The sequence below is a fragment of the Streptomyces sp. NPDC088157 genome (assembly GCF_044741545.1).
Lineage (GTDB): Bacteria > Actinomycetota > Actinomycetes > Streptomycetales > Streptomycetaceae > Streptomyces.
In genome coordinates this window covers 72,171-86,706 of record NZ_JBIUSU010000007.1, presented here as the reverse complement: position 1 = coordinate 86,706, position 14,536 = coordinate 72,171, and the positions used below count along the sequence as shown (strand labels likewise).

Here is a 14,536-nt window from a genome sequence, read left to right as displayed (position 1 = left end):
GCGCTAGAGGAGTTTGCGCGCGGCCCTCCTCAGGTCGTACTCGTGGATGATCGCCTTGGCGTGGCCGTACGCGAGATTGTGCTCGGCGCGCAGCCAGCTGACCTTCTCCTCGAAGCGGAGAGCGGGGCCTTCGTCGACGGTGCGCAGCCAGTCGGAGACCTCACGACCGGTGCAATGGGGGATGCGGGCCAGTATGTTGCGGTGGGTCTCCTCGGAGAGGACATGGGACATCGGCGCCTCCGGTAGCAAAGGGGATGTAAGCCGGTCCTCAGGTCACCGTGCCTGAGTGTTCGCCCGTTGGCAACAGTCCCGGTGCGACGCGTAGTCTCGCGGCGTGGCTGATACGACGTCCTTGACCCGTGCGGTGGACCACTTCGCCGATCGTCTGCGGGCCGCTCCGCAGAGCCGGCTGCAGAGAAGCGCGGCCGCGGAGGCGCTGGCACTGGCCAGGGAGTTGGCCCGGCGCGCGCAGCTCATCGAGGAGCCCGGAGCGGTGCCCCGCGAGATGCCGGACGTCGGGATGTTCGCCGCCGCCGACCAGATCACCGTCGCCGTGCACGACCTGGCCCTCGTGCTCACGGACGAGGGCCAGGTTCAGGAAGCCGTGGAGTTGGTGGCGCAGGCGCAGAAGCGGGCGGGCGTGTGAGCCTCACAGGCTCGCGATGACCCGGTCGGCCAGGATGTAGACGTTCTCCGCGCCGCACTGGAACGTCAGGGTGTACGCGCCCGAGATGCCCGAGCCGCCCAGGAGGAACGGGGTCTCACCCGCGGTGAGGGCGGCGGCGAGCCGTTCCGCCGTCTCCCGGTGGCCCGGCGTCATGCACAGGGTGGTGCCGTCGGCGAAGACGTAGACGTCGAGGGTGCCGAGCGGGCCCGGGCGGACGTCGGTCAGTTCGATCCGGGACGAGGCGAGTTCCTCGAGGGTCGCCACCGTGCGCTCGTGGTCGTTCACGACCGGTGACTGGACCGGTACGAAGTCGGGGTGGGACGGGTGCCGCCGGCGGGCCGCGGCCAGTTCGGCGGAGTCGCCGGCGAACTCGTCGGCGTCCGAGCCCTGTTCGGACACCGGCTCCAGGGGCTCCAGGCCCACGAAGTCGGCCTGCCGGGGCAGGAACAGCTCGCTGTCCGGGAGACCGAGCAGGGAGGGGGCGTCGGAGGCGTCACGGGCCTCCTGGGCGGCCCAGAACGCGCGTGCCTCGGCAAGCTCCCGCTCCCGCTCCTCCGCCAGCGCCTCGGCGACGGCGGCGCGTATCTCAGCCGCGTCGGCCGTGGTGCGGGCGGCCGGGACGAAGCCGCGCAGCTCGGCGGCCGCCTCCTCGGCGTTCCTGGCGTCCCTCGTGAGCTGGGTGTGCAGGGCGGCGACCTGCCGCCGCAGCTGCAAGAGGGTGCGCAGGACGGCGACGCCCACGGCGCCCGTGGCGGCCGTGGTGACCAGCAAGGCGATCGGCATGGCGCTCACTGACGTACTCCCGGTTCAAAGTCGACCCCCGACTTCCTACATCAGCTTGAAGGGCGGACTATCCAGCTGTCAGTGCGTAACGTCACGAATCGGGCAGGACTTTGAGCCTGGGGTCCGGTGACGAGCGCCACTGAGCTGCGTAAATCCCTCCGAGAGGGAGATAGGTCACATCCTGGAGGAGATTGAATCACCAAACGGCCCGGAGTCCGGGGGCTTTCCGGAGTCCGGGCCGATCCGTCACATCAGGTGCTGAAACGGTTACGCAGAGGGCTCGTTCAGCTCAGGCGCTCGATGACCATCGCCATGCCCTGGCCGCCGCCGACGCACATCGTCTCCAGGCCGAACTGCTTGTCGTGGAACTGGAGGGAATTGATGAGCGTGCCGGTGATGCGGGCGCCCGTCATGCCGAAGGGGTGGCCGACGGCGATGGCGCCGCCGTTGACGTTCAGCTTGTCGAGGTCGATGCCGAGCTCGCGGTAGGAGGGGATCACCTGCGCGGCGAACGCCTCGTTGATCTCGACCAGGTCGATGTCGTCGATGGTGAGGCCGGCGCGGCGCAGGGCCTGGTTGCTCGCCTCGACCGGGCCCAGGCCCATGATCTCGGGGGACAGGCCGGAGACGCCGGTCGACACGATGCGGGCGAGCGGGGTGAGGCCGAGCTCGCGGGCCTTGGTGTCGCTCATGACGACGACCGCGGCGGCGCCGTCGTTCAGCGGGCAGCAGTTGGCGGCGGTGACCATGCCGTCGGGGCGGAACACCGGCTTCAGGCCCTGGACGCCCTCCAGCGTGACGCCGGCGCGCGGGCCGTCGTCCTTGCTGACGACCGTGCCGTCGGGAAGCGTCACCGGGGTGATCTCCCGCTCCCAGAAGCCGTTCTTGATGGCTTCCTCGGCGAGGTTCTGCGAGCGGACGCCGAACTCGTCCATGTCCTGGCGGGTGACGCCCTTGAGGCGGGCGAGGTTCTCGGCGGTCTGGCCCATCGCGATGTAGGCGTCCGGGACGACGCCGTCCTCGCGCGGGTCGTGCCAGGTGGTGCCCTCCTGGGCCGCGACGGCCGCGGTGCGGGCCTCGGCCTCGGCGAAGAACGGGTTGTGCGTGTCGGGCAGGCTGTCGGAGTTGCCCTTGGTGAACCGGGAGACCAGCTCGACGCCGGCCGAGATGAAGACGTCGCCCTCGCCGGCCTTGATGGCGTGCAGGGCCATGCGGCTGGTCTGGAGGGACGAGGAACAGTAACGGGTGACCGTGCAGCCGGGGAGGTGGTCCATCCCCATCTGCACCGCCACGATGCGACCGAGGTTGTGGCCCTGCTCACCGCCGGGCAGGCCGCAGCCGAGCATCAGGTCGTCGATGTCCCTCGGGTCCAGCTCGGGGACCTTGGCGAGGGCCGCCTGGATGATCGTGGCGGTGAGGTCGTCCGGACGCAGATCCTTCAGGGAGCCCTTGAAGGCGCGGCCGATGGGCGAGCGGGCGGTCGAGACGATGACGGCTTCGGGCATCACGGCTCCAGGCAGGAAGGGTGGCGCGTAGCGCCGCCTTGAGGGGTGGTGGTCGGGCGACGGGTGGGCGGTTCGTACGGGCACGGCTGTCTGGGAAGTTACCCGTACGTATGGCCTGGGTCACGGGGATGGCGGTGTGACCCTGACCGCAATTTACTAAGCGCTTGCTTGGGCCTCCGGCGGTCGGCCGGGAGGCGTGCGGGTGGGAGGCGTGCGGGCGGGGCGCACAGGGTCCGAGGGCTGCCCGCCCCCGGACCCCCGCTTCGGCCCTGGACAGGCCCCCTCCTCAGACGCCGGACTGGCTGATGGGGGACGTCGGTTCCGTTTCCGAGACCCGGCGCCGGCGGCGGCGCTTCAGCAGGGCCCAGGGACCCCGTGGGCCGGTCGGCATCGCCGCGGTGACTTCCGTGCCGGCCTCCGAGGCCGCTTCCGCCGCTGCCCGGGCCACCGGCAGGAAACCCTCGCGGCGGGAGACGTCCGGGCGTTCCTCCTCCGGCCAGAGGCCGAGGGTCGCGCAGACCGTGGGGAGGATCGCCATCGCCGCCGTCGCGTACCCCTCCGCCGAGGGGTGGTAGTGGTCGGGGCCGAACAGCTCGCGCGGGTTGGCCTCGAACTCGGGGCCCAGCAGGTCGCCCAGGGAGACCGTGCGGCCGCCCTGCTCGACGGCGCCGATCGTCTGGGCGGCCGCCAGCTGACGGGACGCCCGGCGGGCCAGCCAGCGCAGCGGCTGCTGGACCGGCTCGATCGTGCCCAGGTCGGGACAGGTGCCGACGACGACCTCCGCGCCGGCCGTGCGCAGCCGTCGTACCGCCGAGGACAGGTGGCGGACCGACCGGGTGGCCGGCATGCGATGGGTCACGTCGTTCGCGCCGATCATGATCACGCAGACGTCGGGCACCCGGTCGGAGTCGCCGAGGACCAGCGCGACCTGACGGTCGAGGTCGTCGGACTGGGCGCCGGGAAGCGCCACGTTGCGCAGTTCCACCGGGCGCTCGGCGACCGCCGCCAGACCCGAGGCCAGCAGGGCGCCAGGGGTCTGACCTGAGCGGTGAACGCCCTGGCCCGCCGCCGTGGAGTCGCCCAGCATCGTCAGGCGCAGGGGTTCCTTGCCGGGCCCGGGGGCGTCGTAGGCGACGCCGTAGCGGCCGTCCGCGTGGGGGACGTGCGGATGCGCCCCGTTGTTCACCTGGCGCCGGGCCAGGTGCACCTCCGCCACCACCAGCCCGACCGCGGCCGCCCCGGCCAGTCCGATGCCGCCGCCGCCATAGGCCGCGCCGGCCGCGATGCGCCGGGCCACTCTCGCCCTCGACATGCTCGTCATGCCTCGACGCCACCTCCTCGTATCCGTACACCCACTCCTTGCCCCGTACGGACCGTCGTCCAATCTCAACCAGGAGTGAACCTGCCGACCCGGCCGTCGCCCGGGCCGTACCCTGGCGTAACCACTACGACCACTGTTTTTGCAAGCAACCGGAGACAACGGTGCAATTCCACGACTCGATGATCAGCCTCGTCGGCAACACCCCGCTGGTGAAGCTCAACAGCGTGACCAAGGGCATCCGGGCGACCGTCCTGGCCAAGGTGGAGTACTTCAACCCGGGCGGTTCCGTGAAGGACCGCATCGCCCTGCGCATGATCGAGGCGGCGGAGAAGAGCGGGGAGCTCCGGCCGGGGGGCACGATCGTCGAGCCGACCAGCGGAAACACCGGGGTCGGGCTCGCCATCGTGGCGCAGCAGAAGGGGTACAAGTGCATCTTCGTGTGCCCCGACAAGGTGAGCACCGACAAGATCAACGTGCTGCGGGCCTACGGGGCCGAGGTCGTCGTCTGCCCGACCGCCGTGGATCCCGAGCACCCGGACTCCTACTACAACGTCTCCGACCGGCTGGTGCGTGAGACGCCGGACGCCTGGAAGCCGGACCAGTACTCCAACCCCCACAACCCGCTCTCCCACTACCACTCCACCGGCCCCGAACTGTGGGAGCAGACGGAGGGGCGGATCACCCACTTCGTCACCGGCGTCGGCACCGGCGGCACCATCTCCGGCACCGGCCGCTACCTGAAGGACGCCAGCGAGGGCCGCGTCCAGGTCGTCGGCGCCGACCCCGAGGGTTCCGTGTACTCCGGCGGTTCCGGGCGGCCGTACCTCGTCGAGGGCGTCGGTGAGGACTTCTGGCCGAGCGCCTACGACCGGACCGTCGCCGACGAGATCGTCCCGGTGTCCGACAAGGACTCCTTCCAGATGACCCGCCGGCTCGCGAAGGAGGAGGGCCTGCTGGTCGGCGGCTCCTGCGGGATGGCCGTCGTGGCCGCCCTGCGCGTCGCCGAGCGGCTGGGCCCGGACGACGTCGTCGTCGTCCTCCTGCCCGACAGCGGTCGCGGCTACCTCAGCAAGATCTTCAACGACGAGTGGATGGCCGACTACGGCTTCCTCGAGGACGAGGGCCCCAGCGCCCGCGTCGCCGACGTCCTCAACGACAAGGTGCACGGCGCCATCCCGTCCCTCGTCCACATGCACCCGGACGAGACCGTCGGCCAGGCCATCGAGGTGCTGCGCGAGTACGGCGTCTCCCAGATGCCGATCGTGAAGCCGGGCGCCGGTCACCCGGACGTCATGGCCGCCGAGGTCGTCGGGTCGGTCGTGGAGCGGGAGCTGCTGGACGCGCTGTTCACCCAGCGGGCCTCGCTCGACGACCCGCTGGAGAAGCACATGTCCGCCCCGCTGCCCCAGGTCGGCTCCGGTGAGCCGGTCGGCGATCTGATGTCGGTGCTGGGCACCGCGGACGCGGCGATCGTCCTCGTCGAGGGCAAGCCCACCGGCGTCGTCAGCCGCCAGGACCTGCTGGCCTTCCTGGCCAAGGGCGGGAAGTAACTTCCGGGGGACGGGAGCCGCAACCTCCGGGAAACCTGCGGTGAACGGCCCCCTCGGGCGCCGAACTTCCGTTTGCCTACCGAAGTGGTGGACTTCGCGGAAGTGGTACGAGTGTGTCACGTGCACGCAGCACCCGGTTAACACGCGTCCGGCATATTTGTGGATGTCGGCAGGGCGGGAGCGGCTCCCCGCCCGACCGGCACCAAAACGGCGTCACGGACCTCCGGAGCGGCTCCCGGACCTCCACCGACGCCACGGACGCGCAAGCCCGGCCTGACCCGGCCCGCGTCCCTCGCGGGGACCGCCGTCGTCCCGCCCCCCGGTAACGGGGGTGCGGCGGTCCCCGCGCAAGCTTTCGTCACTCAGGGCCTGTCCACCGGACAGGCCCTGAGTCGTGTCCGCCGGACTTGGGTCAGGACGACGTCTCGACCGGCGTCGCCCTCCAGCTGCCCAGGAGCCGCAGCCGCTCCTCCGTCTCGGAGCCCGCTTCCGGGGTGTAGACCAGCAGGTTCTGGTCCGGGTCCGCCGAGACCGCCAGCGTCTCGTACGGGAAGGTCAGCAGGCCCGCGACCGGGTGCTGGATCCGCTTCACCCCGTACGCGCACTCCCGGACCGGGTGATCGGCCCACAGCCGGCGGAAGTCGTCGCTCTTCAGCGAGAGTTCCCCGACGAGCGCGGTCAGCCGGCGGTCGTCCTGGTGGTGGCCGGCCAGCATCCGCAGATGCGCGACGCACTGGACGGCCACCGCGGACCATTCCGGGTAGAAGTCGTGGGAGCCGGGGTCGAGGAAGACGTGCCGCGGGATGCTGCGGCCCTCCGGCCCGGTGCGGCTGTAGCCGAAGACCGCGTCGGCGAGGGTGTTCCACGCCAGCACGTCCATCCGCTGGTCCAGCACGAAGGCCGGGGTGCGCTCCATGCTGTCGAGCAGCGACCGGACGCCCGCGCGGACGCGGGGCGCGGCCGGACGCGCGACCGGCCTGCGGGGGCGTGCGACGGCGCGCAGATAGGCCTGTTCGGTGTCGTCCAGGCGCAGCACGCGCCCCACGGCGTCCAGGACCGCGTCGCTGACTCCCCCAGACTTCGTCCTGGAGGGACCCCCAGGGCCCCTGCCCTGTTCCAAGCGGATGTAGTAGTCGACGCTCACTCCGGCCAGCTGCGCCACCTCCTCGCGACGCAGACCGGGTACCCGCCGGCGCCCGTGCGAGGGCAGTCCGACCTCCTCCGGCTGGATGCGAGCGCGGCGTGAGCGCAGAAAGTCTCCAAGGTCCCCGTCCATGGGTTCGATCGTAGGGGAGGAGCGGACGGCGAACCTGGTACTGGCAGACCCAGGAAAAGCTCATCCCTGGGTAGGGCCGTGGCGGGCGGTGAGAGTGGTGTCTGCCACCGGGGAGACGCCCCGGCCCGCCTTTCCAGGAGCAGCAGATGTCGTACGAGAACCAGAACGGGAACCAGTACGCGAGCCTCGTCGGTCGAACCGCCGTCGTCACCGGTGCCGCCAGTGGGATCGGGGAGGCGGTGGCCGTGGCGCTCGCCGGTTCGGGGGCCCGGGTGGCGCTGCTGGCCCGGCGCGGGGACCGGCTGGAGGCGGTCGTCGAGAAGATCCGCGCCGACGGGGGCGAGGCCCTCGCGGTCGTCGCCGACGTCACCGACGACGCGTCGGTGGCCGCGGCCGCCGACCGGATCCGGGAGGCCTACGGGAACGTCGACCTGGTCGTCAACAACGCCGGCGTCATGCTGCCGAACCCCGTCGACGACGGCCGGATCGACGAGTGGCAGCGGATGCTCGACACCAACGTCACCGGAGTGCTGCGGGTCATCCGCGCCTTCACCGGGGACCTGGTGGGCGCCGCCGCCGAGGGGCGCAGCGCCGACCTGGTGAACGTCTCGTCCATCGGCGCGCACATCACGTTCCCGAACTACGCGGTGTACGGCGCGACCAAGGCCGCCGTCACCTATCTCTCCCAGTCCCTGCGCACCGAGTTCGGGCCCCGGGACGTGCGCGTCACCAACGTCGAGCCGGGGCTGACGGAGACCGAACTGGCTACGCACCTCGACAACGACGAGCTGGCCGGGCAGCTGGACGGCATGCTCGACGCGATCGGCGCGCTGTCCTCGGCCGAGATCGCCGATGTCGTCGCCTACGCGACCAGCCGCCCCCGGCACGTCAACCTGCGGCAGATCATGGTGCTGCCGACCCGGCAGGCGTGATGCCGGGGCCGGGGGTCACTCCTCCCAGTCGCCGTCCTTCGAGGGGCGCCGCCGACCGCCGAAGAGACCGGGGTTGCTGCGGGCGGCCTGGACCACGTTGACGCCGACGATGCCCACCCAGGAGACGATCAGGCCCGGCAGGTGCGCGGTACCCGCGCCGATCGCGGACAGCGGGACCGCCAGCACCAGCGAGACGATGCCGAAGCCGAAGCGCTCGCCCCACGAGTCCGTCGCCTTCGGCGAGCGGGCGTCCCGGGCCGCCACCATCTGCTGCTCCGCGAACTGCCGCCGCACCCGGCGCTCCACCGCGCCGTCGATGCGCAGGTCGACCTTCTCCAGGAACGAGTCCACCAGCGCGGACTCGTACTCCTCGCCCAGTTCCCTGCGGGTCTGCAGGGTGGCGTCGAGGTCCTTCTTCAGGTCCGTGTCCCGCGCTTCCATCGTGGTCTCCCATCCCGTCATGGAGACCAGGCTAGGCAGCGGGGACGCCCACCGCACTGGGGATAGCCCCCCTGTCCAGGGTCGGGTCCGGCCCCCGGGGAGGACGGCGGGGAGGACGGTGGCGGGGGGGACAGGGAGGGGTGGCGACGGGGGGTGGCGACGGGGACGGGCGCGGCTACTTCGCCAGTCCGTGTTGCTCGGCGTACGCGTTCGCCACGTCCTCCGGGTCCTTCTTGTCCTTGTCCACCTGACGGTTGAGCTCGGTCAGCTGCTCGGTGGTGAGGACGTTGCCGAGCCTGGCGAGGGCCTTGCGGACGGTGTCGTCGGCCTTGCGGTCGGCGATGAGCGGCACGATGTGCTGACTCGGGATCAGGTTCTCGGGATCGGCCAGCACTACCCAGTCGTTGGCCTCGATGTCCGTGTCGGTGGTGAAGAGGTTCGCCACGTCGACGTCGCCCTTCTTCAGGGCGCCCTTGACGAGTGGACCGTCGGAGTCCAGCGACTTGAACTCCTTGAACTCGACGCCGTACACGTCCTTCAGCCCGACCACACCCACCTGGCGCTTCTTCACCTCGGGGGCCGCGCCGACGACCAGCCTGCCGTTCTGCTTCTTCAGGTCCGCGAGGGAGGTGAGGCCGTACTTCTTCGCCGTCTCGCGGGTGACGACGAACGCGTCGGAGTCCTCGGCCGTGCCGTACGGCAGCACCTGCAGGCCGCTGGGCAGGGCGAGGGTGAGGGCGTTCTGCATCGCGCCCTCCTCGGCGGCCGTGGCCTTCGGGTCGAGGTAGTTGAGGAGGGCGCCCTGGTACTCGGGCAGCAGGTCGATGTCGCCGCCCCTGAGCGCGGGGATCACGATCTCGCGGGTGCCGAGGTTGGGGCGGACCTTCACCTTCACGCCGGCCTGTTCCAGGACGGCCGCGTAGAGGTAGCCGAGTACCTGGTTCTCGGTGAAGTTGGCGGTGCCGATGGTGATTCCGCCCTTGCTGGAGCCGCCGCCGGCGGAGGTGGCACCCTCGTTGTCGAGGGAGGTGATGCCGCTCGCGCAGGCGGTCAGGGCGGGGACGGTCGCGGCCGCGAACAGGCCGCCGAGGATCGTGCGTCGGTTCATTTCGCTGACTTCCCTAGGCGGTCTGAGCGGGGCGGTGCCGGAAGAGGAGGCGCTGGAGGCCGGAGAGCGCCAGGTCCAGGGCGATGGCGACGGCGGCGACCAGGACCGCGCCGCCGAGCACCTGGACGAGGTCGCGCTGGGCGAGGCCGTCGAAGACGTAACGGCCGAGGCCGCCGAAGGAGACGTACGCGGCGATGGTGGCCGTGGCGACGACCTGGATGAGCGCGAGGCGCAGGCCGGTCATGATCAGCGGGAGCGCCAGCGGCAGCTCCACCTGGAACAGGACCTGGTGGCCCCGCATGCCCTGGCCGCGTGCCGCGTCCTTCACGTCCGGGTCGACGGCCGTCATCCCGGCGTAGGTGTTGGTGACGATGGACGGGACCGCGAGGGCGACCAGCGCGACGTACACCGGCCACATGGACAGGCCGCTGGCGAGGAAGACCAGGACGACCAGGCCGACGGTGGGCAGGGCCCGGCCGAACGAGGCCAGGTTGATCGCGAGGAAGGCGCCCCGGCCGGTGTGGCCGATCAGCAGGCCGACCGGGAGGGCGATCACGGTCGCGACGAGGGTGGCCAGCAGCGAGTACTGGAGATGTTCGGCGAGGCGGTGCGCGATGCCGTCCGGGCCGGACCACTGGGCGCCGCTGGTCAGCCAGTCGCCGAGGTTCTTGAACAGTTCGAACATCAGGCTCGCCGCCTCTTCCAGGGGGTGAGGAGGTACTGGACGCCGACCAGCGACGCGTCGGCGACGACCGCCAGGAGGATCGTGAGGACCACTCCCGCGATCACCGGAGTCGGGAAGTTGCGCTGGAAGCCGTCGGTGAAGAGCTGGCCGAGGCCGCCGTCGCCGATGTAGGTGGCGACGGAGACCAGGGAGATCGACATGACCGTCGCGATGCGGACGCCCGCCATGATCACGGGCAGTGCGAGCGGGAACTCGACGGTGAGGAGCGTGCGCAGGGGGCGTGTGCCCATCGCCTTGGCCGCCTCCTTGGTCTTCGCGGGCACCGAGTCGAGCCCTTCGACCGTGTTCCGCAGCAGCACGACCAGGGTGTAGACGGTCAGGCCGATGACGGTCGTGGTGCGGGTGAGACCGCTGACCGGCAGCAGCAGAACGAAGATCGCTATCGACGGGATCGTGAACAGGACGTTGGAGAGGCCGAGCAGGAAGCCGCGCAGGGGGCGGACCCGGTGGGCGATCACCGCGAGGGGGAGGCTGATCAGCAGGCCGAGGAGGACGGCGGTCAGCGCGGCCTCGAGGTGGGAGACCGCGAGGGTGGTCAGGTCGTCTGTGTGGCCCGATACCCAGGACCAGTCGATGCTCATGCGGCCACCCGTGCCTCGGTGTGGGCCCGGCCGGCGTGGGTGTGGATGTCGTCGCGGGAGGTGACGCCGGTGAGGACGCCGCCCGCGTCGACGCGGGCGACGAGCCCGGTGGGGGAGGCGACCGACTCGTTGAGCGCGGACAGCAGGGAGTCGGCGTCCCTGAGCGGGCGCACGGGTACGGCGGTGCCGGCGGCGTCCTTCGTCGCCCAGTGCAGCGGCCTGCGCGCCTCGTCGAGTACGAGGGTCCAGGCGCCGCCTTCGGGGGCGGGGCCCTGGGGGACGTCCGCGAGGGTCGTCAGCGAGAGCAGCTTCAGGCCCCGCTCGGCGCCGAGGAAGTCGGCCACGAAGTCGTCGGCCGGGCGCGCGAGCAGCTCGGCGGGCGAGGCGCACTGGACCAGGTGGCCGCCCGTGCGGAACACGGCGATCTGGTCGCCGAGGCGGACGGCCTCGTCGATGTCGTGCGTGACGAAGACGATGGTCTTGCTCAACTCCTTCTGGAGCCGGAGCAGTTCGTCCTGAAGCTGGGTGCGGACCACCGGGTCGACCGCGCCGAAGGGCTCGTCCATGAGGAGCACCGGCGGGTCGGCGGCGAGCGCGCGGGCCACCCCGACGCGCTGTTGCTGGCCGCCGGACAGCTGGTGCGGGTAGCGCTTCCCGGCGTCGGCGGACAGGCCGACGGTCTCCAGCAGTTCGGCCGCGCGGGCGCGGGCCCTGCGCCGGCCGTGGCCCAGCAGCAGCGGCACGGTGGCGACGTTGTCGAGCACCGTGCGGTGCGGGAAGAGCCCGGACTGCTGGATGACGTACCCGATGGAGCGGCGCAGTTCGGCCGCGTCCTGGCGGGTGACGTCCTTGCCGTTGACGTTGATGGTCCCGGAGGTCGGATCGACCATCCGGTTGATCATCCGCAGGGTGGTCGTCTTGCCGCAACCGGAGGAACCGACCAGTACGGTCACGCCCCCCTCCGGCATGTGGAGGGAGAGATCGTGGACTGCTGTCGTGCCGTTGGGGAAGCGCTTGTGGACCGCGTCGAACTGGATCATGAGTTGTCCCTTGCCCGGCTGTATAACGTCATGCAGAGTTCTCGGTAGGTGAATAACTTGTCAACGGTTCCGTGTTAATCCGAGGTAACGGATGACCGTTGGGCAAGATCGAGTGTCCGGATCGAGGGGAGTTTGTGGCCTTATGTCGTCTCGGATGGTGGACGCCCTTCCAGGGGTGGGCCTCGGTCTCGTCGTCCTCGACGGGATCGCCCTGGGTGTCGCGGACGTCGCGCGCCTCGCCGACCGGGCCGCCCGGCCGGTCCCCGGCACCGACGCGACACAGCGGATGACCGAGTCGTGGGACGCCGCCCGCCGGATCGCCGCCACCGGTCGCGTCTACGGCCGCTCCACCGGAGTCGGCGCCAACCGGAACGAGGACGTACCCACCGAGGCGGCCGCCGAGCACGGCCTGCGCCTGCTGCGCAGTCATGCCGGCGCCATCGGCGAGGAACTGCCCGCACGGCAGGTCCGGGCCATGCTCGCCGTCCGCGCCAACCAACTGCTCGCCGGAGGCGCCGGCCTGCGGCCCGGCATCGTCACGGCACTGTGCGAGGCACTGGAGAACGGGGCGTACCCGGTCGTCAACGAGTTCGGCTCGGTGGGCACCGGAGACCTCGCGGCGCTGGCACAGGTCGGGCTCGCGCTGGTGGGGGAGCACCCGTGGCACGGCACCGGAGCCCCCGAGCCGCAGCAGCTCGACAACAACGACGCCCTCGCGCTCATCAGCAGCAACGCCCTCACCCTCGGCCAGTCCGCCCTCGCCCTGCACGAACTGCGCGGGCTCCTGGAGGCCACCCAGGTCGTCGCCGCGCTCTCCCTGCTCGCCGTGGACGGCTCGCACGAGGCGTACGCCGCCCCTGTGCACGCCGCCCGCCCGCACCGCGGGTCCGCCGAAGTCGCCCGCCGCATGCGGGAGCTGATCGGCGCGCAGGACCGGCCCACGCCGCCCCTCGGCAGGATCCAGGACCCCTACGGCTTCCGCTGTCTGCCCCAGATCCACGGGCCGGCGCACGACGCCGCCGACGCCCTGGAGGACGTGATCGGCATCGAGATCAACGCGGCCGCCGAGAACCCGCTCATCTCCCCCGAGGACATGGCCGCCTACCACCACGGCGGCTTCTACCAAGCCCAACTCGCCCTCGCCCTGGACCACTTCAGGCTGGCGCTGACCCAGGTGGCCCGGCTGTCCACCTCACGCCTGTCGACCCTGAACGAACCGGCCTACACCCGCCTGCGCCCCTTCCTCGCCGATCCCGAGCCCGCCTCCTCCGGCGTGATGATCCTGGAGTACGCCGCCGCGGCCGCCCTGGGTGACCTGCGGGCCTTCTCCGCGCCCGCCTCGCTCGGCCACGCTGTACTCTCCCGGGGCGTCGAGGAACAGGCCAGTTTCGCCTCGCTCGCCGCCCGGCAGACACTGCGCGCCTGTGCCGCGTACCGTCTCGTCGTCGGCTGCGAACTCGTCGCCGCCGTACGGGCGCTGCGTCAGCGCGAGCTGCGGCCCGAGCCGGGACTTCCGGTGGCGCGGGCGCTGGAGCTGGCCGAGGCGGTGCTCGACGCGGAACAGGCCGACCGGCCGCTCACGGACGACGTGCGCGGGGCGGCCGCACTGCTGGACCGGTTCACGGACATCTGGAGGGGGAGCGGGGCATGAGCGCGGATACGGAGACCGGTGGGGGAGAGCCGGGGCCAGGGGGGCCGGGCGCCGAGGCGCCGGGTGCCGGTGTGCCGGACAGTCCCGCCGCTCGGCTGCAGGCGCTCTTCGAGGGGCACCGGCTGACGCCGACCCAGCGGCGCATCGCGCACAGCATGGTGCGGCGCGCCGCCGACGTGCCGTTCCTGTCCAGCGTGGAGCTGGCCGAGCTCGCGGGCGTCAGTCAGCCGTCCGTGACCCGCTTCGCGGTCGCCCTCGGCTTCGACGGCTACCCCGCCCTGCGCAAGCACCTGCGCGAGGTCGCTCCCGCCGAACAGACGGCGGGCTCGGCCTCGTACAACGAGTACCAGCAGGCGGTCGAGGCCGAGATCGAGAACCTGAAGCACCTCGCCGAACTCCTCGCCGATCCCCGGCCGGTGCAGCGGGCGGGCCGGCTGCTGGCGGCCTCGCGTCCGCTCCCCGTGCTCGGACTGCGGGCCGCCGCCTCCCAGGCGTACGGGTTCGCGTACTTCGCCGCCAAGGTCCATCCGGACGTACGCCTGCTGAACGAGGGCGGCACGATGATCCACGACCGGATCGACGCCGCCGTCCGGGCGGGCGCCTCGGCCCTGCTCTGCTTCGCGCTGCCCCGGCATCCGCGCGAGGTCGTCGACACCCTCGCCTACGCCCGGGCGGCGGGGCTGAGCGTGGTGACGGTCGCCGACTCCGCGTTCGCGCCGGTCGCCAAGGTCTCCGACCTGCTGCTGCCCGCCGCCGTCGGCACCGGTCTGGCCTTCGACACGGCGTGCGCGCCGATGCTGCTCGGGCGGGTGCTGCTGGAGGCGATGTGCGACGACCTGCCCGACGCCCAGGCCCGGCTGGAGGAGTTCGACGCGCGGGCGGCGGCACGAGGGCTCTTCGTCGAGTAGGCCGCCACTCCCGACGGGCGCGACTTTC

The 14,536-nt window shown here is 71.6% G+C and carries 15 protein-coding genes; 5 read left to right on the top strand and 10 right to left on the bottom strand.

From position 1 onward, the window contains the following. Positions 1-3: 3 nt before the first annotated feature. Complete coding sequence (locus ACIPFH_RS27345; protein WP_069768564.1) at positions 4-231, bottom strand: DUF4287 domain-containing protein; 228 nt, start codon at positions 229-231, stop codon at positions 4-6. 103 nt (positions 232-334) lie between these two features. Between ACIPFH_RS27345 and ACIPFH_RS27340 the strand changes: the two genes are divergently transcribed. Further along, a complete protein-coding gene (locus ACIPFH_RS27340; RefSeq protein ID WP_401830371.1) occupies positions 335-646 on the top strand; it encodes a hypothetical protein in 312 nt (103 codons plus the stop codon). 3 nt (positions 647-649) lie between these two features. Here ACIPFH_RS27340 and ACIPFH_RS27335 read toward each other — a convergent pair whose 3' ends face one another. The 3 genes from ACIPFH_RS27335 to ACIPFH_RS27325 form a co-directional block, all read right to left on the bottom strand. Beyond that, entirely contained in the window at positions 650-1,459 is an 810-nt protein-coding gene (locus ACIPFH_RS27335) for a hypothetical protein (protein ID WP_359121768.1), read from the bottom strand. Positions 1,460-1,734: 275 nt separating this feature from the next. Then, complete coding sequence (locus ACIPFH_RS27330; RefSeq protein ID WP_356247272.1) at positions 1,735-2,955, bottom strand: acetyl-CoA C-acetyltransferase; 1,221 nt, start codon at positions 2,953-2,955, stop codon at positions 1,735-1,737. A gap of 286 nt (positions 2,956-3,241) precedes the next feature. Beyond that, positions 3,242-4,276 carry an SGNH/GDSL hydrolase family protein gene (locus ACIPFH_RS27325; protein WP_401830367.1) on the bottom strand — a complete coding sequence of 345 codons (1,035 nt, stop codon included), beginning with the start codon at positions 4,274-4,276 and terminating at the stop codon, positions 3,242-3,244. Between the two features lie 161 nt (positions 4,277-4,437). On the opposite strand from ACIPFH_RS27325, the gene ACIPFH_RS27320 reads away from it, so the two are divergent. After that, positions 4,438-5,826, top strand: a complete 1,389-nt coding sequence (locus tag ACIPFH_RS27320; RefSeq protein WP_401830365.1) for a cystathionine beta-synthase — start codon at positions 4,438-4,440, stop codon at positions 5,824-5,826. Between the two features lie 412 nt (positions 5,827-6,238). Here ACIPFH_RS27320 and ACIPFH_RS27315 read toward each other — a convergent pair whose 3' ends face one another. Next, positions 6,239-7,102, bottom strand: a complete 864-nt coding sequence (locus tag ACIPFH_RS27315; RefSeq protein ID WP_401830363.1) for a helix-turn-helix transcriptional regulator — start codon at positions 7,100-7,102, stop codon at positions 6,239-6,241. Between the two features lie 146 nt (positions 7,103-7,248). Between ACIPFH_RS27315 and ACIPFH_RS27310 the strand changes: the two genes are divergently transcribed. After that, positions 7,249-8,034, top strand: coding sequence for an SDR family oxidoreductase (locus ACIPFH_RS27310; protein ID WP_401830362.1), 786 nt, complete (start codon positions 7,249-7,251; stop codon positions 8,032-8,034). A 15-nt stretch (positions 8,035-8,049) separates the two neighbouring features. Here the strand turns inward: ACIPFH_RS27310 and ACIPFH_RS27305 are convergent, their stop codons facing one another. From ACIPFH_RS27305 to ACIPFH_RS27285, 5 genes are all read right to left on the bottom strand, one after another. Beyond that, a complete protein-coding gene (locus ACIPFH_RS27305) occupies positions 8,050-8,475 on the bottom strand; it encodes a hypothetical protein (protein ID WP_401831124.1) in 426 nt (141 codons plus the stop codon). 175 nt (positions 8,476-8,650) lie between these two features. Continuing rightward, a complete protein-coding gene (locus ACIPFH_RS27300) occupies positions 8,651-9,583 on the bottom strand; it encodes an ABC transporter substrate-binding protein (RefSeq protein WP_401830359.1) in 933 nt (310 codons plus the stop codon). A 13-nt stretch (positions 9,584-9,596) separates the two neighbouring features. Continuing rightward, positions 9,597-10,268, bottom strand: a complete 672-nt coding sequence (locus ACIPFH_RS27295; protein WP_359121762.1) for an ABC transporter permease — start codon at positions 10,266-10,268, stop codon at positions 9,597-9,599. Beyond that, complete coding sequence (locus tag ACIPFH_RS27290) at positions 10,268-10,909, bottom strand: ABC transporter permease (RefSeq protein ID WP_401830357.1); 642 nt, start codon at positions 10,907-10,909, stop codon at positions 10,268-10,270. The genes ACIPFH_RS27295 and ACIPFH_RS27290 overlap by 1 nt, the downstream gene beginning before the upstream one ends. Beyond that, on the bottom strand, positions 10,906-11,949 hold the full coding sequence (locus ACIPFH_RS27285; protein ID WP_401830354.1) for an ABC transporter ATP-binding protein: 1,044 nt from the start codon (positions 11,947-11,949) through the stop codon (positions 10,906-10,908). Before ACIPFH_RS27285 ends, ACIPFH_RS27290 begins: the two co-directional genes overlap by 4 nt. A gap of 142 nt (positions 11,950-12,091) precedes the next feature. On the opposite strand from ACIPFH_RS27285, the gene ACIPFH_RS27280 reads away from it, so the two are divergent. Together ACIPFH_RS27280 and ACIPFH_RS27275 are read left to right on the top strand one after the other, a co-directional pair. After that, a complete protein-coding gene (locus ACIPFH_RS27280; protein WP_401830352.1) occupies positions 12,092-13,600 on the top strand; it encodes an aromatic amino acid ammonia-lyase in 1,509 nt (502 codons plus the stop codon). Continuing rightward, the gene (locus ACIPFH_RS27275) at positions 13,597-14,508 is read left to right on the top strand and encodes a MurR/RpiR family transcriptional regulator (protein ID WP_401830349.1); all 912 of its coding nucleotides are present in this window, start codon (positions 13,597-13,599) and stop codon (positions 14,506-14,508) included. The genes ACIPFH_RS27280 and ACIPFH_RS27275 overlap by 4 nt, the downstream gene beginning before the upstream one ends. Positions 14,509-14,536 lie beyond the last annotated feature (28 nt).